The 24,460-nt window shown below is 57.2% G+C and carries 19 protein-coding genes; 18 read left to right on the top strand and 1 reads right to left on the bottom strand.

All coding sequences use genetic code 11. From position 1 onward, the window contains the following. Nucleotides 1–89: 89 nt before the first annotated feature. The gene (locus AB8996_RS00745) at nt 90–329 is read right to left on the bottom strand and encodes a hypothetical protein (RefSeq protein ID WP_369297058.1); all 240 of its coding nucleotides are present in this window, start codon (nt 327–329) and stop codon (nt 90–92) included. A 50-nt stretch (nt 330–379) separates the two neighbouring features. Between AB8996_RS00745 and AB8996_RS00740 the strand changes: the two genes are divergently transcribed. The 18 genes from AB8996_RS00740 to rpoC all read left to right on the top strand — a co-directional run bounded on the left by AB8996_RS00740 (nt 380) and on the right by rpoC (nt 24,341). After that, complete coding sequence (locus AB8996_RS00740; RefSeq protein ID WP_369297069.1) at nt 380–2,101, top strand: S-layer homology domain-containing protein; 1,722 nt, start codon at nt 380–382, stop codon at nt 2,099–2,101. 292 nt (nt 2,102–2,393) lie between these two features. Then, nucleotides 2,394–5,027 (top strand): valine--tRNA ligase, encoded by a 2,634-nt coding sequence (locus tag AB8996_RS00735; RefSeq protein ID WP_369297057.1) that lies wholly within the window; start codon nt 2,394–2,396, stop codon nt 5,025–5,027. 246 nt (nt 5,028–5,273) lie between these two features. Beyond that, nucleotides 5,274–5,591 carry an anti-sigma factor antagonist gene (locus AB8996_RS00730; protein WP_369297056.1) on the top strand — a complete coding sequence of 106 codons (318 nt, stop codon included), beginning with the start codon at nt 5,274–5,276 and terminating at the stop codon, nt 5,589–5,591. Further along, the gene (gene spoIIAB, locus AB8996_RS00725; protein WP_369297055.1) at nt 5,591–6,025 is read left to right on the top strand and encodes an anti-sigma F factor; all 435 of its coding nucleotides are present in this window, start codon (nt 5,591–5,593) and stop codon (nt 6,023–6,025) included. The genes AB8996_RS00730 and spoIIAB overlap by 1 nt, the downstream gene beginning before the upstream one ends. A gap of 2 nt (nt 6,026–6,027) precedes the next feature. Continuing rightward, nucleotides 6,028–6,681 carry a sigma-70 family RNA polymerase sigma factor gene (locus AB8996_RS00720; RefSeq protein ID WP_369297054.1) on the top strand — a complete coding sequence of 218 codons (654 nt, stop codon included), beginning with the start codon at nt 6,028–6,030 and terminating at the stop codon, nt 6,679–6,681. A gap of 193 nt (nt 6,682–6,874) precedes the next feature. Beyond that, nucleotides 6,875–7,399: an RNA polymerase sigma factor gene (locus tag AB8996_RS00715; RefSeq protein ID WP_369297053.1), complete on the top strand. Its 525-nt coding sequence runs from the start codon at nt 6,875–6,877 to the stop codon at nt 7,397–7,399. A 14-nt stretch (nt 7,400–7,413) separates the two neighbouring features. Continuing rightward, nucleotides 7,414–8,994 (top strand): DUF4179 domain-containing protein, encoded by a 1,581-nt coding sequence (locus tag AB8996_RS00710; protein ID WP_369297052.1) that lies wholly within the window; start codon nt 7,414–7,416, stop codon nt 8,992–8,994. 253 nt (nt 8,995–9,247) lie between these two features. Next, nucleotides 9,248–10,234, top strand: coding sequence for a uroporphyrinogen decarboxylase family protein (locus tag AB8996_RS00705; protein WP_369297051.1), 987 nt, complete (start codon nt 9,248–9,250; stop codon nt 10,232–10,234). Between the two features lie 116 nt (nt 10,235–10,350). After that, nucleotides 10,351–10,563 carry a 50S ribosomal protein L31 gene (gene rpmE, locus AB8996_RS00700; RefSeq protein WP_369297050.1) on the top strand — a complete coding sequence of 71 codons (213 nt, stop codon included), beginning with the start codon at nt 10,351–10,353 and terminating at the stop codon, nt 10,561–10,563. Between the two features lie 73 nt (nt 10,564–10,636). Then, nucleotides 10,637–11,257, top strand: coding sequence for a YigZ family protein (locus tag AB8996_RS00695; RefSeq protein ID WP_369297049.1), 621 nt, complete (start codon nt 10,637–10,639; stop codon nt 11,255–11,257). A gap of 114 nt (nt 11,258–11,371) precedes the next feature. Beyond that, complete coding sequence (locus tag AB8996_RS00690) at nt 11,372–12,373, top strand: deoxyguanosinetriphosphate triphosphohydrolase (RefSeq protein ID WP_369297048.1); 1,002 nt, start codon at nt 11,372–11,374, stop codon at nt 12,371–12,373. A 290-nt stretch (nt 12,374–12,663) separates the two neighbouring features. Further along, nucleotides 12,664–14,442 (top strand): DNA primase, encoded by a 1,779-nt coding sequence (gene dnaG, locus AB8996_RS00685; RefSeq protein WP_369297047.1) that lies wholly within the window; start codon nt 12,664–12,666, stop codon nt 14,440–14,442. Nucleotides 14,443–14,479: 37 nt separating this feature from the next. Next, nucleotides 14,480–15,580 carry an RNA polymerase sigma factor RpoD gene (rpoD, locus tag AB8996_RS00680; protein WP_369297046.1) on the top strand — a complete coding sequence of 367 codons (1,101 nt, stop codon included), beginning with the start codon at nt 14,480–14,482 and terminating at the stop codon, nt 15,578–15,580. Between the two features lie 12 nt (nt 15,581–15,592). After that, nucleotides 15,593–15,802 carry a hypothetical protein gene (locus AB8996_RS00675; protein ID WP_369297045.1) on the top strand — a complete coding sequence of 70 codons (210 nt, stop codon included), beginning with the start codon at nt 15,593–15,595 and terminating at the stop codon, nt 15,800–15,802. A 107-nt stretch (nt 15,803–15,909) separates the two neighbouring features. After that, complete coding sequence (locus AB8996_RS00670) at nt 15,910–16,308, top strand: Rrf2 family transcriptional regulator (RefSeq protein WP_369297044.1); 399 nt, start codon at nt 15,910–15,912, stop codon at nt 16,306–16,308. A 2-nt stretch (nt 16,309–16,310) separates the two neighbouring features. Then, entirely contained in the window at nt 16,311–16,637 is a 327-nt protein-coding gene (locus tag AB8996_RS00665; protein ID WP_369297043.1) for a hypothetical protein, read from the top strand. 342 nt (nt 16,638–16,979) lie between these two features. Continuing rightward, nucleotides 16,980–20,714, top strand: a complete 3,735-nt coding sequence (gene rpoB, locus AB8996_RS00660; RefSeq protein WP_369297042.1) for a DNA-directed RNA polymerase subunit beta — start codon at nt 16,980–16,982, stop codon at nt 20,712–20,714. Nucleotides 20,715–20,732: 18 nt separating this feature from the next. Beyond that, complete coding sequence (rpoC, locus tag AB8996_RS00655; protein WP_369297041.1) at nt 20,733–24,341, top strand: DNA-directed RNA polymerase subunit beta'; 3,609 nt, start codon at nt 20,733–20,735, stop codon at nt 24,339–24,341. Nucleotides 24,342–24,460: the final 119 nt, after the last annotated feature.

The following is a 24,460-nucleotide window of genomic DNA, read 5'->3' as shown; positions in this document are numbered from 1 at the left end:
CCTCGCATTTCTAAAACTCAAAAATTGTCCCCGCCCATCTCTAAAAATTTCAAAAGGATAACAGGACGGAGGAAAAAGTTACAAATTGGTTACATTTTAGCACGGCGTTCCTTGTTTTGCAACCCACTTGGGAAAAATTCACAATTTATTTGCCTTTGCTCCAAATTTCCAAAGGGTGAAAGCCCCGGAGATTCCTGAAAAAATTGGGAGATTCCCATGCTCCTGCCAATTTTTTCCGCTTCCCTTTTTGCGGAAAAATCAGGGGAAATTCGGAAAATAGAGATTGACTTTGCGCCGGGATTCAGAGATAATAAAGTTACTGTTTCCATATACGAACAAATGCTTTCCGCATATCTGTGGAGAAGGGGTGGCTTTGACTATGAAAAAAATGAGCGTTCGGTTCCTCAGCCTGCTTTTAACGGTTCTTCTGCTGCTTGCCATGCTGCCCGCCCCAGCGCTGGCAGCGGACAGTGCCGAGGCGCTGCCTGTTGAGGTGGAGATCGAGCGCAGGCCGGACGGGGAAGGCGGCTATGACGCCATGGTGGAAAACACCGAGAGCCTGGGCGGCGAAGCTTCCGCTTCAAACAACGCCGTCCTGTTTGCCGCTGCCTCTCCCGATGGCACGATGTACGGACAGCTCACCAAGCGTCAGCAGGCATGCTATGACGTGCTGAAGAGCATTTCCATCGACAGGATCATGGCTTCCGCGCAGGTGCAGTACAAGGGTGTTTCTTACCGCCGCGCCACGGTGCAGGTGGAGGGGATCACAGGTACCACCATGGCGGGCACCATCTCCGGCGGGATATTTACCCCCAGCCGCGCCGCCGTTGCCACGGAAAAAGGAATTTATACCGACCTGTGCGCCGCCATCGTGGCGCTGCGGTACGACTGCCCGGAGCTTCTCTGGCTGGGCACCATGCGCTATGGGTATAAGGTCACTGTGTCAGGCTCCTCCGCCGCGAAGATCACCGACGTGATGTTTGACTTCCATCTATCATACGGCGGCCTGGAGCGCAGTATGCAGGCGGATATGCTGGCGCAGGCGCAGGCTGTCGCCGCGCAGGCGGCTGCCGCCCCCGACACCTACAGCAAAGTGAAGGCGATCCATGACGCGCTGGCGGCGGCTAACGTCTACGGCGACCCCGACAACGAGCTGGCACATACCGCTTACAGCGCCCTGATCTCCGGCGACAGCTACGAGCCCGTGTGCGATGGCTATTCCAAAGCCTTTAAGATCGTCTGCGACCTGTTGGAGATCCCCTGCACCCTTGCTTCCAGCGCCACCCATATGTGGAACAATGTCAAGATGGACGACGGTGAGTGGTACAATGTGGACCTGACCTGGGACGACGACTACGGGGACAGTGTTCAATATGAATATTTCCTGGTGGGTTCCCAGACTGTGATAGACGGGGAAGCCTTCGCCAAGCAGGAGACCCATATCGAGGAAAACCCCTATAATGTCTATCTGGAGGAAGATAAGGATAACATTTTGAACCCGGTCACCCTGGGCTTCCCCGCAAAGAACACAACGGCTTATGTCTATCTCGGCAGGGATTACGAAGCCCTCAGGTTCCCGGACGTGCGCCGCAGCGCGTGGTATTATGCCGATGTGGAAAACGCCGCGCAGCTGGGGCTGTTCCAGGGCGACGACAACGGCTGCTTCAACCCCATGAAAAATATCAGCCGGGCGGAATTTGCCACCGTGATGGCAAACGCGCTTGGCGCTGACCTGACGGGCTACAGTGGCTCTTCCTTTACCGATGTTTCCGCTGCCCAGTGGTACGCCCCGGCGATCGCGTGGGCAAAGGAAGCCGGCATTATGAAGGGCAACGGCAACGGCACTTTCCGCCCCAACGCCCCCATCACCCGGGAGGAAATGTGTGTGACCATTTCTCAGGCGCTGGGTGAAACGCAAGGGGGGACGGGTTTTGTGTTCCCGGACGACGCTTCCATCTCCTCCTGGGCAAGGACTGCCGTCTATGAATGCTACGCCCTGGGGCTGGTCAAAGGAGACGACAAGGGCTATTTCTCCCCCAGGGGGAACACCCTCCGCTGCGCCGCCGCCGCGGTCTTCACTCGATTTGCCAGCTTGGAGTAGCAGTCAGCCGGTAAAACGCCGCTGAAAAATACTTCGCACCGCAAAGCCTTTTTTCCGTCCATTTTTCTCGATTTGCCGATCTGGAACAGCCGGCGGCCTGATTTTTGCCGCATTTTGTGAAATTTCTGAGAGCCGCCCATTTGGACGGCTCTTTTTTGCAGAATTTTTCCGGCTTTTGTTGACAAATGGGCAGGAAAATAAGATAATAAAAATTCAGGGTGCAAAACCGCACCCCGCGCAGATGCTGTGCGGAAGAAAGATATTTTTATAGAAAATACAGGAGTGAAGAAACGTGGATACAGAGCTTGCCAAGGCATATGAACCGCAAAAAGTAGAGCGGCGCATTTACGATTTCTGGATGCAGGGCGGCTGGTTTCATGCCGAGCCGGACCCCAAAAAGAAACCCTATACCATCGTGATCCCCCCGCCCAACATCACCGGGCAGCTGCATATGGGGCACGCGCTGGACGAAACCATGCAGGACATTCTCATTCGCTGGAAGCGGATGCAGGGCTATTCCGCCCTGTGGCTGCCCGGCACGGACCATGCCTCCATCGCCACAGAAGCGAAAATCGTGGAAGCCATGCGGCAGGAGGGCGTCACCAAGGAAGAAATCGGCAGAGACGGCTTTCTGGAACGCGCCTGGGCGTGGAAAGAGAAATTCGGCGGGCGCATTATCGAGCAGCTGAAGCTGCTGGGTTCCTCCTGCGACTGGGACCGCCAGCGCTTCACCATGGACGATGGCTGTTCCAAAGCGGTGCGCCACGTGTTTGTAAAGCTCTATGAGCAGGGCTTGATCTACCGCGGCGAGCGCATCATCAACTGGTGCCCCAACTGCAAAACCGCTATTTCCGACGCCGAGGTGGATTTTGAGGAAAAGGAAGGCTCCTTCTGGCACCTGCGCTACCCGCTGGCAGATGGCTCCGGGTATATCGAGCTTGCCACCACCCGCCCGGAAACCATGCTGGGCGATACCGCGGTGGCGGTCCACCCCGATGACGAGCGCTATCAGCACCTCGTGGGCAAAAACGTGATCCTGCCCCTGGTGAATAAAGAAATTCCCATTGTGGCGGACGAATATGTGGAAATGGACTTCGGCACCGGCGTGGTGAAGATCACCCCTGCCCACGACCCCAACGACTTCGAGGTCGGGCGCCGCCATGACCTGCCCGTCATCAATGTGATGGACGATGGCGGCGTTATCAATGAAAACGGCGGAAAGTACGCCGGAATGCCCGCTCTGGAAGCCAGAAAGCAGATCGTGCAGGATTTGGAAGCGGGGGGGTATCTTGTCAAGATCGAGCCCATCAAGCACAACGTGGGCACCTGCAGCCGCTGCCATACCGTGGTAGAGCCCCGGGTCTCCACCCAGTGGTTCGTCAAAATGGAGCCGCTGGCAAAGCCCGCCGTTGACGCGGTCAAGACCGGGAAGATCAGGTTCATTCCCGAGCGCATGGATAAGGTATATTACAATTGGATGGACAATATCAAGGACTGGTGCATTTCCCGCCAGCTCTGGTGGGGGCACAGGATACCCGCCTGGTACTGCGAGGACTGCGGCGAGACCATCGTTTCCGAAACGGACGCCGCCGTCTGCCCCAAGTGCGGCTCCACACATCTCCGGCAGGACAGCGACACGCTGGATACCTGGTTCTCCTCCGCCCTGTGGCCATTCTCCACGCTGGGCTGGCCTGAGAATACGGAAGAGCTGAAATATTTCTATCCCACCGATACTTTGGTAACAGGCTACGACATCATCTTCTTTTGGGTGGCGAGAATGATCTTCTCCGGGCTGGAGCACATGGGGGAGATCCCCTTTAAGACCGTGTTCTTCCACGGGCTGGTCCGTGACGCCCAGGGCAGAAAGATGAGCAAGTCCCTGGGCAACGGCATCGACCCTGTGGAGGTCATCGAGCAGTACGGCGCGGACGCCCTGCGCTTTACGCTGGTGACCGGAAACAGCCCCGGAAACGATATGCGGTTCTCCGATGAAAAGGTTGCCGCCAGCCGGAATTTCGCCAACAAGATTTGGAACGCCGCCCGGTTCATTCATATGAACATCGACGGGAAAGACGTTCCCTGCGCCCTGCCGGAGGCATTGTCGCTGGAGGACAAATGGATCCTCAGCCGTTTCCAGAGCGTGGCGAGGGAAATGACGGAAAATCTGGACAAATTCGAGATGGGCATTGCCGTGGCGAAGCTCTACGATTTCCTGTGGGACGATTTCTGCGACTGGTACATCGAGCTTGCCAAAATTCGCATGAACGGGGAAGATGAGCAGGACGCGCAGAACGCCCGTCAGGTGCTGTGCTGGACGCTCTGCAACACCATGAAGCTCCTGCACCCCTTTATGCCCTTTGTCACCGAGGAAATTTGGCAGAGTCTGCCCCGGGAGGACGACACTCCCGCCCTGATCGTTGCCAAATGGCCCGAATTTAACGAGAGCCTGTTCTTCCCCAAAGAGGAAGCGGAGATGGCAAAGGTGATGGAACTGATCACCGCCGTGCGCACCCGCCGCAGCGAGATGAACGTGCCGCCGTCAAAGAAGGCGCACCTCTACGTGGAAACCTCCGCTCCCGCCGCCTTTGAAACCGAGCGGGAAGCCATTCTCCGCCTTGCGTATTGCAGCGGCTTGGAGATCGGCGAAAGCATCGCTGTGCCCGATGGCGCGGTCACAGTAGTCACCGCCGCCTGCAAGGGCTATCTGCCCATGGACGACCTGGTGGACAAGGCTGCCGAGACCGCCCGCCTGACCAAAGAGCTGGAAAGCGCGAAAAAGCAGCTGCAAAACGCGGAAGCCAAGCTTTCCAATGAAGCCTTTATCGGGAAAGCGCCCGAAAACGTCATCGACGGCGTAAAGGATAACGCGGAAAAGCTCCGGGAAAAGGTGCGCATGATCGAGGAATCCTTAAAGGCGTTTCAGTGAGGGGCAGCCCATGGATTGTAAGGGACGCGTTTCCCCAAAGTATTCGTTTTGCAGCGGCTTTTCCTCTAACAACTAACAGCTCATAACGAAATACTTTTCCCACGACACGCTTCCCCAAAATATTTGCTTTGCATCTTATAGAATAGTCCTGAAAAGAGCGGACAAGCCGTTCTTTTCAGGGCTTTCTTTTTTTCTATCTGCTGAAATCTGACGGCGAAAGACTAAACTCGGAAGGAATGTGATCCTATGAACGTGCAGTTAAGCTATAAGGACGGCGTGCTCACCGCCCGGCTCAGCGGGGAGATCGACCACCACAGCGCCGGGGAAATGCGGGAGATCATCGACGACACCTCCCAAAAGCTGAAGCCCTACTGCCTGCGGCTGGACTTTACCGGCGTGCCCTTTATGGACAGCTCCGGCGTGGGTCTGGTGCTGGGCAGGGTACGGCTCTATCAATACTGGAAGGGGCACGTGGTGCTGTGCGGGCTGTCCTCCTATCTCAGCAAAATGGTGGAGCTGTCGGGGATAGAATCCGTCGCCGCCATTGAAAGGAGGGCTGGCTGATGCAGCAACCGATCAATCAGACACAGATATGCTTTCCCTCCAATTCGGTGAACGAAAGCTTTGGGCGGGCGGCGGTTTCCGCCTTTCTTGCCCAGCTTGACCCCACCGTTTCCGATTTGACGGAGATGAAAACAGCCGTTTCCGAAGCGGTGACCAACGCCATTGTCCATGGCTACCGGGACGCCATCGGGCTGGTGTACATAACGGTAAAAATATTTGAAAACGGCAGGGCTGTGGTGCGTGTCCGCGACAGAGGATGCGGCATTCCCGATATTGAAAAAGCTATGGAGCCGCTCTATACCACCGGCGGGGAGGAGCGTGCGGGGTTGGGATTTTCCGTCATGCAGAGCTTTTGCGACAAGGTGCGGGTGACCTCCGCGCCCGGCAGGGGGACAAGCGTGACCCTGACAAAGCTCTTCCAGTCCAAGGCGTAGGCATGGCTGTTTCTCAGGAACAGCAGAGCTTTGTTGAAGAGAACCTGGGGCTGGTCCACCTGTGCGCCCGGCGGTTCTCCGGGAAGGGCGTGGAGTACGAGGACCTGTTCCAGGCGGGCTGCGTGGGGCTTGTGAAAGCGGCGGAGCATTTCGACAGCGCCCGCGGCGTGAAATTTTCCACCTATGCCGTCCCCGTGATCTTAGGGGAGGTGCGCCTGCTGTTCCGACAGGGCAGGCCTCTCCGAATTTCCCGCAGCATGCAGGAGCTTGGCAGGCAGGCGCGGGAGGCGGAGACCGCCCTACAGGAGGAAACGGGGCAGACCCCAACCGTAGTCCAGCTGGCGGAGCGCCTGCACCTGACCCCGGAAAAGACGGCGCTTGCCCTGGGCGTGTCCAGAAGCCCGGTATCCTTGAGCGCCGGGGAGGACGGGCTGGAGATCCCCGTGGAAGCCCCGGAGGAAGCCGTGACAGAACGCATGACCCTGTACAAGCTGCTGCAAACGCTGGAGGAAAGGGACAGGAAGCTGCTGGAATACCGCTATTTTCAGGGCAAGACCCAGACCGTGACCGCAGAGCTGCTGGGCATGACCCAGGTGCAGGTCAGCCGCCGGGAAAAAAAGCTGCTTCTTTTTCTCCGCCGGCAGATGAATGAATGACGGTATCCCAGCGGTCGCCGTTTGGAAAAATTGCATGACCTTACAGAAAAAGGAAAGGGACGCACGCGCTGCGCCCCTTTCTTTTTGCGGTTTTTTTGTTATACTGGGAGAAAGGAAAAAGAAAAAGCAGAGAGTTGTAACATTTTCCCCCGCCGCGGGATATTACAGGCAAAAGCAGAAAGGAGAAAAGCCTATGGAAGCAGGTTTTGCAGCCGCCGGGAAGCCGGTTCCCCTGGACAGGGAAGAGACGCTGCCCGCCACGGCGGAGGAAGTGGTCCGGGCATACGCGGACACGGTCTATTCGCTGGCGCTGTCCCAGCTGCGCAGCCGGGTGGAAGCCGACGACGCCTTTCAGGAGGTGTTCCTCGCCTACATGAAAAGGCAGCCCGTGTTTGAAAGCAGGGAGCACCAGAAGGCGTGGTTCCTCCGGGTGACGCTGAATGTCTGCAAAAAGGCGTGGCGCTACCAGAAACGCCACCGTACCGCGCCCCTGGAGGAAGCTCCAACGCTGGAAACACAGTCGGAGCTGGAGCTGTTCGACACGCTGGGCAGGCTGCCGGAAAAGTACCGTGTAGTGCTCCACCTGTTCTATTTTGAGGACCTGACCACCGATACCATCGCCCGGGTGCTGGAGCTTTCCCCCAATGCGGTGCGGACAAGGCTCAGCCGGGGAAGGGAAATGCTGAAAAAGCGCCTGAAGGACGATTTCGGCAGATGAAAGGAGAATGCAGCATGATTGAAAACACCTATCGGACCATCATGGAAAAGAACCGGGCGCGGGATTCGCTGCTCCGGGATACCGTGGAAAAAATGAACGCTCAAAGCGGGAAAGCTTCTGCTCCCCGCAGAATGTGGAAGCGGACCGCCTGCGCCGCCGCCAGCTTTGCGGCAGCCGTGGCGCTGCTCTTTGGGGTGAACGCCGCGTTCCCCGCCTTTGCGGAAAGCATTCCCGGGCTGGGCAGCGTGTTTGCGCGGATCAATGAGATGACCGTGACTCCCGGCGCAAATCTCGGCACCTATGAAGCCAGCCTGAAAAAGCTGGAGCTGCCGGCCGTTGCCGCTGTGGATTCCGGCTATTCCCTCACCGTGGACGAAGCTTTCTGCGACGGCGAATACCTGTACGCTTCCCTGATTTTTGACTGCCCCGAACAGGCGGAGGAATATCAGGAGCTTGCCTTGACGAACGCCACTGAAATTCCCGCGGGCAAAAGCCCCGCCGGGATCACCCTCACCGTCAACGGCAAGGAAGCGCAGGTGATCTCCCCCCAGTTCGACGGCGCCGCCGTCACCTCAGGGAAATGCGCCATACCCCTGGTAGCAGTGCTGCCGGAGCGGCTGGAGCATGGGGCGGAGGGATATTTCCTCCTGAAGCTTGACAGCCTGTACGGGCGTTACCCCGGTTTTGGCTATGAGGGCGCCCCCGCCCCGGAAACGATCCCCACAGGCTTTACCGCCGCCTTTTCCCTGACCGCCGACACCTCCCAGAATTACAGCGGCTCCTTTACCGCCGAGGACAACGGCGTCCGGCTGGAAAGCGCCGTGGGCACCCCCGGCTATGTAAAGCTCTGCCTGACCACTCCCGATTGGGGCGTGGAAGCGGACACGCTTTTGAGCGATAACCGCATTCCCATCGGCACGGCGGTGCTGCTGGACGAAAACGGGGAAGCCCTGCGGGAGATTTCCCAGCCGCCCCAGCCGGGATCCGACCACACTTCCGGCAGGCTGGAACGGGAATTTTTGTTCACCGCCCCCGCCGCCAAGAGTAAGGTCGTGACATTGCGGCTGCTGGACGTGGACCGCACCGCGCAGGATTCCCGCAGGGAATCGGAAAAGCCCGGCGTTTTTGCCGAATTTACCATCAATTTGAAGTCCGGCGAAGCGCTGGATACCAAAACCTATGAGAGAGAGGGCTATCAGAAGCTGGACAGCGCTTCTTACCAGCCCCACCCGGATTTCTCCGGCGGCTATCTGGTGGAATCCGTCCGGGGGTACAATCTTCCCGGCAAGCCCTGGCAGGATCAGGTGGTCCTGCTCGCCGATGTGGAAGAACCTGAAGTGGAGCTGCGCTTCTATAAGAACGGGGAATTGACCGGCATGGCCGCTCCCGACCCGGAGCGTATCCTCGACCGGCGCTCCGCTACAGACGGCGCTGTCAAATGGCGGCTGGAATTTACCCTGACCTACGGGCAGGAGACCGCCGGGGAGGAATACACCTGCGGCAAGCCCCTCTGCGACCGCATCGAGCTGGTGGATACCGCTTCCGGGACCGTCCTGCTTCAGGACCTGTACGCCGGGGACGTGTTCCGCCCCTGAACGCTGCTTTGAATTGGAAAACAAAAGGGCGGAGCCGAATAACTTTGGCTCTGCCTTTTTTCTATTTTGATCTTGCGGAAGCGGCTGCTTTCGCGGCTTTGAGCCCTGTGCTGCGCGCCGGAAAAGGCAGGGGAAAAACAGTTTCAAAAACTTCTCAAAAAGAGCTTGCTTTTCCCGGCGGACTTGCTATAATATCCTCGAGATCGCACCCGGGCGTTCAAAAAATCTGCCGGGTGACAGGGGAGAGAGAAAAATGACACATCGAGAACGCTTTATCAAAACGCTGCTTTGCGAGCCGATCGGCGGACAGGTCCCCACCTTTGAGGTGGTGTTCTTCCTGACCATGGAAGCCTTCGGCAAGGTGCACGATTCCCAGCGGCACTATGCCCAGTGGAAGCAGATGAGCCAGGTGGAACGGAACCTGCACATGGACGAAATGGCGCAGCTTTACGTGGATATCGCCAAACGGTACGACCACAGCGCTATTTTTGTACAGCCCAACCCCAGCGACCTGGAAAGCACCCAGTGGCTGCTGGAAACCATTCGGGAAAAGAGCGGGGACGAGTATTACATCATGATGCACGGCGACCCCACATGGTCCATTCCCGACGGCGACCACATGATGGAATTTTCCGAGCAGATGTATGAGGAGCCGGAAAAGCTTCAGGAGGTCTCCAAGCGTAGGCTGGACGAGTGCCTGGAAATCGCCGCCAAGCTCCACCAGATGGGACATCTGGTGGACGGCTTTACCATGTGCGCCGATTACTGCTTTAACACCAATCCCTTCTTCAGCCCGGAAAAGTTCGATGAGCTGATCGTCCCCTATCTGCGGGACGTGATCGCCGGGTACCGGGAGATGGGATACTATACCATCAAGCACACCGACGGCAACATCATTCCCATCGCCAAGCAGATCGCGGACTGCAAGCCGGACGCCATTCATTCCCTGGACCCCCAGGGCGGCGTGACGATCCCCGAGGTGCGCAGGATCGTGGGACCCGACATCGCTCTGGTGGGCAACGTGAGCTGCGCTTTGCTCCAGACCGGCACGGACGAGGAATGCCGTGAGGACGTGATGCGTTCCCTGCGGGAGGGCATGGCAAACGGCAGGGGCTATGTGTTCTCCACCTCCAACTGCGCCTACACCGGGCTTCCCCTGGAGCGGTACGAGATGATGATCGACATCTGGCGCAAGTATGGCAACTACGAGGATTACGAAAAGAATTTCGGCACAAAATAAGCGTGTTCCCCGTTTCCTGAAATTTCCCGGAAATTTTTCTTGCATTTTTCCGTGAAATGTGATATGCTTACTTGGATTCGAGCAATATTACTGTCTGTAAAGAGGTGAAACCGAAGATGAAACAGAATATACATCCCGACTATCAGGAGACCACCATCACCTGCGCCTGCGGCAACGTGATCAAGACACGTTCCACCAAGAAGGATATCAAAGTCGAAATATGTTCAAAGTGCCACCCGTTCTTTACGGGCAAGCAGAAGCTGGTGGATACCAGCGGACGCGTGGATATGTTCAAGAAGCGTTACGGCATGACGGACGACAAGAAGTAAAGCAGGAGATACCGTTCGGGCGGCGCATTCAGCGCCGCCCGAATTTGTCTATTAAAACGCGGGAGGAAGCGCCATGGAATATCTTACGGTACAGGCGGAGGGGCAGGACGAATTCATAGAGAAGAAGTCCCGCTTTATCGGCAGCTGCCGCCCGGTGAAGACCGAACAGGAAGCGCTGGATTTTATCGCCGCCCTGAAAACAAAATACTGGGACGCTTCCCACAATGTGTACGCCTACATTCTCCGGGAAAGCGGCGTGCAGCGTTTTTCCGATGACGGCGAGCCCCAGGGCACGGCGGGGATCCCGGTCATGGACACCCTGAAAAAGTCCGGCGTCACCGACGTGGTGGTGGTCGCCACCCGGTACTTCGGCGGTATCCTGCTGGGCGGGGGCGGGCTGATCCGCGCCTATTCCCACACGGCGACCATCGCCCTTGAGGCTGCCCGTAAGGTCACCATGCGGGAATGCCTGCTGCTCAGCGCGTCCTGTGATTATTCCCTCTACGGCAGGGTGCAGGGGGTCATTCCCGAATGCGGCGGCGTCATCGACGACACGGAATTTCTGGAAAATGTCACGCTTCGGTTCCATTTAGCCCCGGAGGAGCTTGGCGCGTTCCAAAAACGGCTGGCGGACGCCACCAGCGGAAAAGGGATCGTAAAAGAAGAGGGAAAACGCTTTTTTGAATTTTTTTGAAAAATTTTCCGCCCCAAAAAGTATTTTTCAAAGGAAAAACGTATATATCAGCGAAACAGAGGAAATTGGCGGCTTTTCGGCGCTGCGTTTCCCCACAGGCAGGAGGCGGGCTTCATGACCATTCGAGAAATGACACAGCAGCGGGAGCGGGAGACCCTTGCGCCCTATGCCGCTTTTTCCGACGCCACCAGGGGCAGGGCGCGCCCGGAAGCGGAGTGCGAAATGCGCACGCCCTACCAGCGGGACCGGGACAGGATCATTCACTGCAAGTCCTTCCGCCGCTTAAAGCATAAGACCCAGGTATTTTTAGCCCCCGAGGGCGACCATTACCGCACCCGCCTGACCCATACGCTGGAGGTTTCCCAAATCGCCCGCACCATTGCCAGAGCCTTACAGCTCAACGAGGATCTGACGGAAGCGGCTGCTTTGGCCCATGACCTGGGGCACACTCCCTTCGGCCACGCCGGGGAGAGGGCGCTGAATGTTCTGATGGACGGCGGGTTCCGGCACTACGAGCAGAGCGTCCGGGTGGTGGACAGGCTGGAAAAGGACGGCAGAGGGCTGAACCTGACCTATGAGGTGCGCAACGGAATTTTGTGCCATACCGTGGGCACGGAAGCGGATACCGCCGAAGGGAAGATCATTCGCTGGGCGGATAAGATCGCCTACATAAACCACGATATCGACGACGCGATCCGGGCTGGAGTGATGCGGGAGGAGGATATCCCCCGGCGGATCACCCGGGTGCTGGGGAACTCCAAGACCCAGCGGATCACCGCCTTGATCAAGTCTGTGGTGGAAAACAGCGCGGAAGGGAAAATCGACATGGACGAGGAGACCTTTCAGGCTTACGATGAGCTGAGCGCCTTCATGTTTGAAGCGGTCTATCTGAATGAATACGCCAAGAAAGAGGAAAGAAAGGTCCCGCATATCATGGAGAGCCTGTTCACCCATTTCCAGAACCCGGATTTCCTGCCGGATTATATGAAGGAGATCGCCGAAAAAGAGGGAAAAGAGGTCGCCGCCTGCGATTATGTGGCAGGCATGACCGACCATTATGCCGTGGCGTGCTATGAGGAGCTGTTTATTCCCAAGGCCTGGAACATCAGGAGCTAGTGGTTAGCTGGTGGAGTGCGGACATAGCACAAATAAGCGATTTAAGTCTCGTGCCCCGCAGGAACGGCAGTCCCGCTTTGAAATTCTCAGGCTGCCTGCCCTTTATGGGGGCAGGCGGGGGACGAAGTCCCCCGCCGAAAAAGAAAAAATCGCACACGGCAGCACGATCGAAAAGGGATAACCCGAATGTGCGAAAGCGGCGGTCAGGGAAAACAGTTCCGCTAAAAACGCTGGATCATCATTTGCAGCCCTGATCCCAGTATCCAGAATCTAAAAAAGGAGGAAATCCAATGCCCTTTCCCGACAGCTTTCTCAAAGAGCTGGACGCTCGCAGCCCCATTGCCGACATTGCTTCCTCCTATGTGGATTTGAAGCGGCGGGGGAAAAACCTTCTGGGGCTGTGTCCCTTTCACAATGAAAAGACCCCTTCTTTCAATATTTACCCGGAAAGCAATTCCTTTTACTGCTTTGGGTGCAATAAGGGCGGCGGGGTGTTCCAGTTCGTCATGGGCGTGGAGAACCTTGCGTTCCCCGACGCGGTGCGGTGGCTTGCCCAGCGGGCTGGCATGACCGTCCCGGAGGACGGGGTGGACGACAGCATGTCGAGGCTCCGCACCAGGATTTTGGAGATCAATCGGGAAGCAGGCAGGTTTTTCTATAAAGTCCTTTCCACCCCGGAGGGAAAGCCCGGTCTGGACTATATGAAGCGGCGGGGTCTGGACGCCCAGACCATCAAGCGGTTCGGCTTGGGCTATGCGCCGGACAGCGGCTTCGCGCTGGTGAACCATCTCCGCTCCAAAGGCTACACCCAGGAGGAAATGCAGGCGGCGGACGTTGCCCGAATGTCCAAGCGCGGCAATCCGTACGACCGCTACCGCAGCCGGGTCATGTTCCCGATTTTTGACCTGCGCGGCAACGTGGTGGCGTTCGGCGGGCGGATCCTCACGGACGAAAAGCCCAAATACATAAATACCGGGGACACCCTGGTGTACCATAAAAGCAGCGGGCTGTTCGCCATGAACCTTGCCAAGGATTCCGGCGCCCGGCAGCTGATTTTAGCGGAGGGCTACATGGACGTGATCGCCCTGCACCGGGCGGGCTTCACCAACGCCATCGCTTCCCTGGGCACGTCCCTCACCGAGGAGCAGGCGCGCATCATGCGGCGCTATGCCGACGAGGTAGTCATCTGCTATGATTCCGATGAAGCAGGGCAGCGTGCCACCCAGCGCGCGATCCCCATTTTGAAAAACACCGGGCTGCTGGTGAAGGTCGTCACCGTGCCGGGCAATAAGGACCCGGACGAGTTCATGCGCTCCTATGGCAAGGACGGTCCCCTGCGCTTCAAGCAGCTGCTGGAAGCCGGAGGAAACGACACCGAGTACCGCCTGGGGAAGATCCGCAGCAAATATGACCTTGCCACCGAAGACGGGAAGACCCGTTACCTGCGGGACGCTTCCGAAAACGTCCTGGCAAAGCTGGACAAAATGGAACGGGATATTTACGCCGGGAAGCTTTCGCAGGAGACCGACGTCAAAAAAGAAAATATTCTGGACACCGCGAACCGGCTGGCGGCGCAGGAAAGCAGAAAGAAGAAACGGGAGCTTATCAAGTCTCAAACACAGATTTCAGGTCTGCAGTCGGTATTGAACCGGGAGAAAGCGGAAAATTTGAAAGCGGCGCAGGCGGAGGAAAATATCATCGCTTTCCTCTTTCGCCACCAGGAGCGGGCGAAAGAGGTGCAAGCCCTGATCCCGCCGGAAAAATTCGTCACGGACTGGAATCGCAGAGTATACCAAATTTTGTTGGGGAAAGCTAGATACGGCGATGTTTCCCTCACGGATTTTATGGAGGAACTGACTTCCGACGAGATTTCCGAATTGACCCGCATTATGACGGAACACAGCGGCGCGCCGCCCACCTGGACGGACGTACAGGAATATGCCAGGATTTTGTTGCAGGAACGGGGCTTTTCAGACCCCAAAAACATTCAGAACGCCTCCAGCGAGGAGCTGCAGGAATATATAGCACGGCTCAGACAGGGAAAGACAGCAAAGCCGGAGGAGGAGTAACCTTCCCCCGCTGGCGAAAAAGAAAGGAATGGGACATATGAGCGCACAACCTGACAAAAGAACAGTGATGAAGGACCTGCTGGAAATGGGGAAGAGCAAGGGACAGCTCAGCACCAAGGAAATTCTGGACGCTCTGGGCGAGCTGGAGTTTGACCCCGAGCATATTGAGAAATTTTACGATTCCCTGGAGTCCGAGGGCGTGGAGATCGTCGAGGACGATTTCGACGACATTCAGATCGACGAAGCCGAGCTTGCCAAAGAGGTGGAAAGCACCGACAGCTCCGACCCAAGCATGGGCATGGACGGCGTATCCATCGGCGACCCGGTCAAGGTCTACCTGAAGGAGATCGGCAGGGTGCCCCTGCTCACCCCGGAGGAGGAGGTAGAGCTGGCGGTGCGCATATCTGACGGCGACGAAGCCGCCAAAAAGCGCCTTTCCGAAGCGAACCTCCGTCTGGTGGTCAGCATTGCCAAGCGGTATCTGGGCAGGGGAATGCAGTTCCTCGACCTGATCCAGGAGGGCAATCTGGGTCTCATCAAAGCTGTGGAAAAGTTTGACTACACCAAGGGCTTCAAATTCTCCACCTATGCCACATGGTGGATCAGACAGGCGATCACCCGCGCCATTGCCGACCAGGCGAGAACGATCCGCATTCCCGTCCACATGGTGGAAACCATCAATAAGGTGAAAAAGGTATCCAGCCAGCTGCTCCACGCCAACGGCAGGGAGCCCAGCGCCGAGGAAATTGCCGACGAGCTGGACATGCCCGTGGACAAGGTGCGGGAGATCATGCGGGTGGCGCAGGAGCCGGTTTCCCTGGAAACCCCCATTGGCGAGGAAGAGGACAGCCATCTGGGGGACTTCATTCCCGACGACGACGCTCCCGCCCCGGTGGACGCCGCCTCCCACACGCTCTTGAAGGAGACCCTGAACAGTGTGCTGGATTCCCTGACCCCCCGGGAAGAAAAGGTGCTCCGCCTTCGGTTCGGTCTGGAGGACGGGCGTTCCCGGACGCTGGAAGAGGTGGGGAAGGAATTCAATGTCACCCGGGAGCGTATCCGGCAGATCGAAGCCAAGGCGCTCCGGAAGCTGCGCCACCCCAGCCGCAGCAAGCGGCTCAAGGATTTTTTGGATTAGGAGGGCTGCGGCATGGGCTTTGTAGTTCCTGTTCCGATCATTAGAAGAAATTATATTATCAGGCGGCTGAAAAAGTGCGGCGCGGTTTCAGAGCAAACTGCAAAAACGCTGGAGGCTGCCGGGGTGTTCAACCCCCGGGCGTTCCCGAGGGTGAACGATGTGCTGGTCAGACAGGGCATTCTGGCAAAAACAGCAGACGGAAGATATTATCTGTTGAAATAAGCAGCAAAATAAGATTGCAGGCTTTTTGGATTTCCCCACCACCAGAACCCCCTTTATACCTCCCCTGAAAGGGGAGGTATAAGAGTGAGTGCAAATGGAGTAAAAATATGGTAATGACTTTGGAAGCGGACTACGCCGTGAGGATCGTAGAATATCTGACGGAGCACCCGGAACGCTGCGATGCAAAAACCATTGCGGAGCAGGTCGATGTTCCCCTGCGGTTCTGCCTGAAGATCCTGCGGGACCTGGTCAGCCAGGGCATGGTGTGTTCCTTTAAGGGTGTCAAGGGCGGTTATATGCTGGCAAAGCCGCCGGCGGAGATCACCCTGCGGGAAGTAGTGGAATCCGTAGAGGGTCCGTATATGCTCTGCCGCTGTGAGAAAGAGGAATACAGCTGCGGCAGGGCAGGGTGCAAGCTGCACGGTATTTACAAGGAGATTTCCGAAAAGGTGCGGGAGGAATTGGATTCCTACAATTTTGAAATGATCTGCCGGGAGGTAGAATGAAAATGGGGACTTACACAGTTCTTGTGCTGCTTTTCGGCGGAGGGCTGCTGCCCGGGGCATGGATCGCGCTGACCCTCTGCCTGCTGATTGGGGCGGGGGCGCAGTATGCCGCGCTGAAGCACGGCAAGCGGCTGGTGCGGTGGCTGTTCCCGGCACTGCTGGTCCTCTTGTGGCTCGTGCTGGAGCTTGCAGCGTCGCACACAGTGAACTACGCGCAGCTTGTCAGCCTGATAATTCTGGCGCCCACGCTGTTTTGCCTATTGGGCGCTGTGCTGGGAACAGCCCTGTTTTATCTGGGACAGGCGGTACGGCGCAGGAGCAGCCCCTGAAAATTTGGAAGGGAATACGGAAAAATGAGGAAACAAAAAGAGACGGTCTTTCGACCGTCTCTTTTTTCGCAAAAATAGAAAAAGAACCCCGGAAAGGGGGTTGACAAAAGGAAAATTCTGTTATACAATAATATACTGCACCATAATGGGCAGAAGTATCCTTATTACCTTTGTCAGTATAGCACAGGTTAGACAAAGAATCAACCCCGGATTTATGGAAAAATGATTTTTTTGTCGAAAATTTTTACTTCCCTGTAAAATACGGCAAGGGCTTTTACCCGTTATGTCGAACGAATGTGAAAAACCAAATAACTGTATGAAAAGATTGGAGTGGCTGTGCCAATGGTGAATGTAAAACCGGTAAAATTAGGCAAGAATACTCGCATGAGCTTTTCCAAAATCGAGGAAGTTCTGAAAATGCCCAATCTGATCGAGGTCCAGAAGGACTCCTATCAGTGGTTCCTGAACGAAGGTCTGAAAGAGGTTTTCGAGGACGTTTCCGGCATTACGGATTTCAACAATAACCTTGTTCTCGATTTTGTGGATTACAAGCTGGACGACAAGCCTAATTACAGTGTATCGGAATGCAAGGAACGTGATGCAACCTACGCCGCCGCTCTCCGGGTGACTGCGCGCCTGCTCAATAAGGAAACGGGAGAGATCAAGGAGTCCGAGGTCTACATGGGCGATTTCCCCCTGATGACCCAGAGCGGCACCTTCGTCATCAACGGCGCGGAGCGCGTTATTGTCTCCCAGCTGGTGCGTTCTCCCGGCGTATACTATAAGATGGATTACGACCGTTCCGGCAAGGAACTGTTCTCCTCCACCATTATCCCCAACCGCGGCGCATGGCTGGAATATGAGAACGACGTCAACGATGTGTTCTACGTCCGGATCGACAAGAACAGGAAAATGCCCGTTACCGTGTTCCTGCGCTGCCTTGGTCTGGGTACGGACCAGCAGCTGCTGGATTTCTTCGGCGACGACGACAGAATGCGGGCTACCATCGAAAAGGATACCTGTAAAACCACGGAGGAAGCGCTGTTTGAGATTTACCGCAAGCTGCGCCCCAGCGAGCCTCCCACCATTGAAAGCGCCCAGGCGCACATCAACGGTCTGTTCTTTGACGCCCGCCGGTACGATCTTTCCCGGGTGGGTCGCTACAAATATAATAAGAAGCTGAACCTGGAGGGTCGTCTTGTGGGACAGACCCTGTCCCAGCCTGTGGTCAGCCCCGCCACCGGCGAGGTGCTGGCGGAAGCCGGGACCACTGTGAACCGTGAGCTTGCCCGCCAGATGGACGACGCCGGCGTCATGGTCGCTGTGGTGACCGTAGGCGACAAGGAGGTCAAGATCATTTCCAACGGCATGGTGGATATTTCCAAATATGTGGATTTCGACGCCAAAGCCGAATGCGAGATAAACGAGCGCGTGTGCTTTCAGGTCCTGCAGGAGATTCTGGAATCCTCCGGGAACGATGAAGCCGCGTTGAAAGCCGCGTTGAAAGCCCGCCGGAAGGACCTGATCCCCAACCATATCACAGTGGACGACATTTTTGCTTCCGTCAACTATATGAACTGCCTGGCGGTGGGGCTGGGCGTTACCGACGATATCGACCATCTGGGCAACCGCCGTATCCGTTCCGTCGGCGAGCTGCTGCAGAACCAGTTCCGTATCGGCTTCTCCCGTCTGGAGAGGGTGATCCGGGAGCGCATGACTTTGCAGGCGCAGGATCAGGAGCAGCTGACCCCCCATTCGCTCATCAATATCCGTCCCGTTGTGGCGGCGATCAAGGAATTTTTCGGTTCCTCCCCGTTATCCCAGTTCATGGATCAGACAAACCCTCTGGCAGAGCTGACCCACAAGCGCCGTCTGTCGGCATTGGGTCCCGGCGGTCTGTCCCGCGACAGGGCAAGCTTTGAGGTCCGTGACGTACATTATACCCACTATGGGCGCATGTGCCCTGTGGAAACCCCCGAAGGACCCAACATCGGTCTGATCTCCTATCTGGCGACCTTTGCCCGTATCAACGAATACGGCTTTATCGAAGCGCCCTTCCGCAAGGTGAATAAGAAGACCGGCGTGGTCACCGATGAAGTGACCTATATGACTGCCGACATGGAAGATGATTTCATCGTGGCGCAGGCCAACGAACCCCTGGACGAAAAGGGACGTTTTGCCCGCCCCAAGGTGGTCGGTCGTTACCGTGACGAATTTGTGGAGGTGGAAGCCTCCCGCGCGGATTACATGGATATCACCCCCCGCATGGTGGTCTCCGTCGCCACCGCCATGATCCCCTTCCTGGAGCATGACGATACCAACCGCGCCCTGATGGGCTCCAACCAGCAGAGACAGGCAGTGCCGCTGCTGAAGACCGAAAGCCCCATCATCGGCACCGGCATGGAATATAAGGCCGGCGTGGATTCCGGCGTGTGCGTGCTGGCAAAGCGCGGCGGCGTGGTCAAATCCGTCAGCGCCGATCTGGTGCGGGTTACCGCCGACAACGGCGACATTGACGATTACGAGATCATCAAGTTCATGCGCTCCAACCAGAGCACCTGTATCAATCAGGTGCCCGTGGTCTCCATCGGCGACCGCGTGGAGGAGGGGGACGTCATCGCCGACGGTCCCGGCATCAAGAACGGTGAGATCGCTTTGGGGCGCAACGCCCTGATCGGCTTTATGACCTGGGAAGGCTATAACTATGAGGACGCCGTGCTGCTCAATGAAAAAATGGTGCGGGACGATGTGTACACCTCCATTCATATTGAAGAGTACGAAATGGAAGCCCGGGACACCAAGCTGGGTCCCGAGGAGATCACCCGCGATATCCCCAATGTCAACGACGACCTGCTGAAGGACCTGGACGACCGGGGCATTATCCGTGTAGGCGCCGACGTCCGTGCCGGCGACATCTTGGTGGGCAAGGTCACCCCCAAGGGCGAGACCGAGCTGACCGCGGAAGAGCGGCTGCTCCGCGCCATTTTCGGTGAAAAGGCAAGAGAGGTGAGGGATACCTCCCTCCGGGTGCCCCACGGCGAATACGGCGTAGTGGTAGATGTGGACGTGTTCACCCGGGAAAACAGCCATGACGAGCTGTCCCCCGGCGTCAATAAAGTGGTGCGCTGCTACATCGCCCAGAAGAGAAAGATCTCCGTGGGCGACAAGATGGCAGGCCGTCACGGCAACAAGGGCGTTGTGTGCCGCATTATGCCGGAGGAGGAAATGCCCTTCCTGCCCGACGGCACCCCGCTGGATATCGTGCTGAACCCCCTGGGCGTGCCTTCCCGTATGAACATTGGTCAGGTGCTGGAGGTCCATCTGGGCATGGCTGCCAAGGCTCTCGGCTGGAAGATCATGACCCCCGTTTTTGACGGCGCCCAGGAATCCGATATCCGGGAATGCCTGAAAATGGTGGACATGAGCGAGGACGGCAAGTTCTGGCTCCGTGACGGCAGGACCGGCGAGTACTTTGACAATCCCATCACCGTGGGCTACATGTACTATTTGAAGCTCCACCATCTGGTAGACGATAAAATTCATGCCCGCAGCACGGGTCCCTACTCCCTGGTCACCCAGCAGCCTTTGGGCGGCAAGGCGCAGTTCGGCGGACAGCGCTTCGGCGAAATGGAAGTGTGGGCGCTGGAAGCATACGGCGCCGCCTACACCCTGCAGGAGATACTCACCGTCAAGTCCGACGATGTCGTGGGTCGTGTCAAGACCTACGAAGCCATCGTCAAGGGGCAGAACATTCCCACCCCCGGTATCCCGGAATCCTTCAAGGTGCTCATCAAGGAGCTGCAGTCCCTGGGTCTGGACGTCAATGTGCTGGATCAGAACGGCGATGTGGTCGATCTGCGGCAGAACTTCGACGATGACGATGATATGGGCTTCAACCGCAGCAGCGCCATGTTCGACGAAGAAAACGTGGCGGACGATCTGGACGGCTATTCCGTGGAGGACGCCGACGATCTGCTGATGGACGGCGTCCTGTCGGACGAGGACGAAGACGACTTTGACGATGATGAGGACGACGAGGACGATTTCATCATGGACGACGAAGACGACTTGGAATAATAGGAGGAGATATCAGTTATGGAATTTAACACCTTTGAATCGATCAAAATTGGTCTTGCTTCTCCTGAACAGATCCGGGAATGGTCCTACGGCGAGGTAAAAAAGCCGGAAACCATCAATTACCGCACCCTGAAGCCCGAGCGAGACGGCTTGTTCTGCGAGCGCATTTTTGGACCTACCAAGGACTGGGAGTGCCATTGCGGAAAATACAAGCGTATCCGCTTTAAGGGCAAGATCTGCGACCGCTGCGGCGTGGAGGTCACCCGCGCCAAGGTCAGACGCGAGCGTATGGGGCATATTGAGCTGGCAGCGCCAGTCTCCCATATCTGGTACTTTAAGGGTATCCCTTCCCGCATGGGCCTGATCCTTGACCTGTCTCCCCGTATTCTGGAAAAGGTGCTGTATTTTGCCCTCTATATCGTCACCGACCCCGGCGACGTGCGGGAGCTTTCCAAAATGCAGACCCTGACCGAGAAGGAATACCGGGACCTGAAAGAAAAATATGAAGACGATTTCCAGGCGGAGATGGGCGCGGAAGCCATTCAGAAGCTCTTAAAGGAGATCGACGTGGACAAGGTTTCCCAGGAATTGAAGGAGGAGCTGGAAACTGCCGCAGGGCAGAAGCGCGTCCGCATTTTGAAGCGCCTGGAAGTAGTGGAAGCCTTCCGCATATCCGGCAACCGCCCGGAGTGGATGATCCTGGACGCTGTTCCCGTCATTCCCCCGGATATCCGCCCCATGGTGCAGCTGGACGGCGGGCGCTTTGCCACCAGCGACCTGAACGACCTGTACCGCCGCGTCATCAACCGCAATAACCGCCTGAAGCGTTTGCTGGAGCTGGGCGCGCCGGATATCATTGTGAGAAACGAAAAGCGTATGCTGCAGGAGGCTGTGGACGCCCTGATCGACAACGGCCGCCGGGGCAGACCTGTGACAGGTCCCAACAACCGCCCGCTGAAATCCTTGTCCGACATGCTCAAGGGCAAGCAGGGGCGTTTCCGGCAGAACCTGCTGGGCAAGCGCGTGGACTATTCCGGCCGTTCCGTTATCGTGGTCGGTCCCGAGCTGAAAATGTACCAGTGCGGTCTGCCCAAGGAGATGGCGCTGGAGCTGTTCAAGCCCTTTGTGATGAAGCGCCTGGTGGAGACCGGCGCTGTTGGCAATATCAAGGCGGCGAGAAAGTCCGTCGAGCGTGTCAGACCCGAGGTCTGGGACGCTCTGGAAGTGGTCATCAAGGATCACCCCGTCCTGTTGAACCGCGCGCCTACCCTGCACCGTCTGGGTATCCAGGCATTTGAGCCTGTGCTGGTAGAGGGTCGCGCCATGAAGCTCCACCCGCTGGTGTGTACCGCTTATAACGCCGACTTTGACGGCGACCAGATGGCGGTCCATGTACCGCTGTCCGCGGAAGCGCAGGCGGAAGCCCGTTTCCTGATGCTGGCGGCAAACAACCTGCTGAAGCCCTCCGATGGCAAGCCCGTCACCGTGCCCACCCAGGATATGGTGCTCGGTTCTTACTACCTGACCCTGGAAAAGGACGGCGAACTGGGCGAGGGCAAGGTCTTCCGCAATATGGAAGAAGCCCTCATGGCTTACGACGCCAAATGTATCAGCCTGCAGGCAAAGATCAAGGTCCGCCGCACGGTGGAATTTCAGGGCAAGCCTTTGACCGGGATCATCGACACCACCATGGGTCGCCTGATCTTTAACCGCCCCATTCCCCAGGACCTGAACTATGTGGACCGTTCCACTCCCGAAGGCGCTCTGCAGCTGGAAGTAAACTTCCTGGTGGGCAAGAAGCAGCTGGGGCAGATCATTGAACGCTGCATCAAGTTCCACGGCACCGAGGAGACCGCCGAGGTGCTGGACGCCATCAAGGCGCAGGGTTATAAATATTCTACCATCAGCGGTATTACCGTGGCAGTGGCGGACGCCACCACGCCCCCGGAAAAGGCGGACTTTATCAAGGCTGCCGAAGCGGAGATCGACGAGATCACCGAAGAATACAATCAGGGTCTGCTGGCAGAGTCCGAGCGTTACAACGCCGTTCTGCGCACCTGGGAAAAGTGCACGGACGATGTTACCGCCGCCCTGCAGAAAGGTCTGGACCGTTATAACCCCATTTACATGATGGCGGATTCCGGCGCCCGAGGCAGCATGAGCCAGATCCGCCAGCTTGCCGGTATGCGCGGTCTGATCGCCAACACCTCCGGCAAAACCATCGAAATCCCCATTCGAGCCAACTACCGTGAGGGCTTGAACATTCTGGAATACTTCATTTCCTCCCGCGGCGCGCGCAAGGGCTTGACCGACACCGCTCTGCGTACCGCCGACTCCGGCTATCTGACCCGCCGCCTGGTGGACGTTTCCCAGGAGGTCATTATCCGGGAAGAGGACTGCGGCACCACCGAGGGTCTGGAGATCTTCGATATCACCGCAGGTCCCGAGTCCATCGAGCCTTTGAGCGAGCGTCTGGTAGGCAGATATCTGGTGGAGGATTTCTGCGATGAAAACGGCAATGTGCTGGTGTCCAAGGACAAGATGATGAACGATGACGACGCTTCCCTGATCGTGGGTCGCGGCGTGGAGCGGATCAAGATCCGCTCCGTGCTGAACTGCCGCGCCAAAAACGGCGTGTGCAAGAAGTGCTACGGCGCTTCCCTGGCAAACGGCAAGCCTGTCCAGGTGGGCGAAGCGGTGGGCATTATCGCGGCGCAGTCCATCGGCGAACCCGGTACTCAGCTGACCATGCGTACCTTCCATACCGGCGGCGTTGCCAGCGCGGAGGATATCACACAGGGTCTGCCCCGTATCGACGAGCTGTTTGAGGGTCGCCGTCCCAAGCACGTGGCGATCATCAATGAGATCGACGGCAAGGTGACCTTTGAGGAGATCAAGAAGAACCGCCATGTGGTGGTGACAAATGATGAAACCGGGGATTCCCGCTCTTATCTGATCCCCTTCGGTTCCCGTGTCACCGTCAAGGAAGGCGAATATATCAAGCGTGGCGCCCGCCTGACCGAGGGCTCCGTCAATCCCCATGACGTGCTGGCGATCAGCGGCACCGAAGAAGTGCAGAACTACCTGATCCAGGAAGTACAGCGCGTGTACCGTATGCAGGGCGTGGATATCAACGACAAGCATATCGAGATCATCGTCCGCCAGATGCTCCGCAAGGTGCGCGTGGACGATCCGGGCGACACCGACCTGCTGGTCAGCTCTCTCTCCGATAAGAACGAGGTGCTGAACGCCAACGAGGAGATCCGCCGCCGCATCGCGGCAGGGGAGACCGATTTGAAGGAAGCTACCTATACCCCCATTTTGCTGGGTATCACCAAGGCTTCTCTGGCGACCGACTCCTTCCTGTCCGCCGCTTCCTTCCAGGAAACCACCCGCGTGCTGACCGACGCCGCCATCAAGGGCAAGGTAGACACGCTGCTGGGTCTGAAGGAAAACGTCATTCTGGGCAAGCTTGTTCCCGCCGGCACCGGCATGAAGTGCTACAGCGAGGTGGAGATCGAGCCGGAGTACCGTCCTGAAGCGCAGGAGGAGGGAGAATATCCCGTCTCCGAGGACAGCTATGATTTTACCGAAGAAAGCGATCCCCAGCCTGAAATGGACTTCTAAGCCCTCCTTTTCAGAATAAAAACGGCACGCTTTCGGAAAAACGGCGGAGAATGCCGGATTTTCCTGAAAAAACGCTTGACAACAGAACCGTCTCAGTGGTATACTCTTAAACTGAGCGG

The organism is uncultured Neglectibacter sp., from assembly GCA_937958185.1.
In the GTDB taxonomy this organism is placed as follows: Bacteria; Bacillota; Clostridia; order Oscillospirales; family Acutalibacteraceae; genus Acutalibacter.
The sequence above is the reverse complement of the archived record's forward strand: the minus strand, read 5'-3'. Positions and strand labels throughout refer to the sequence as shown.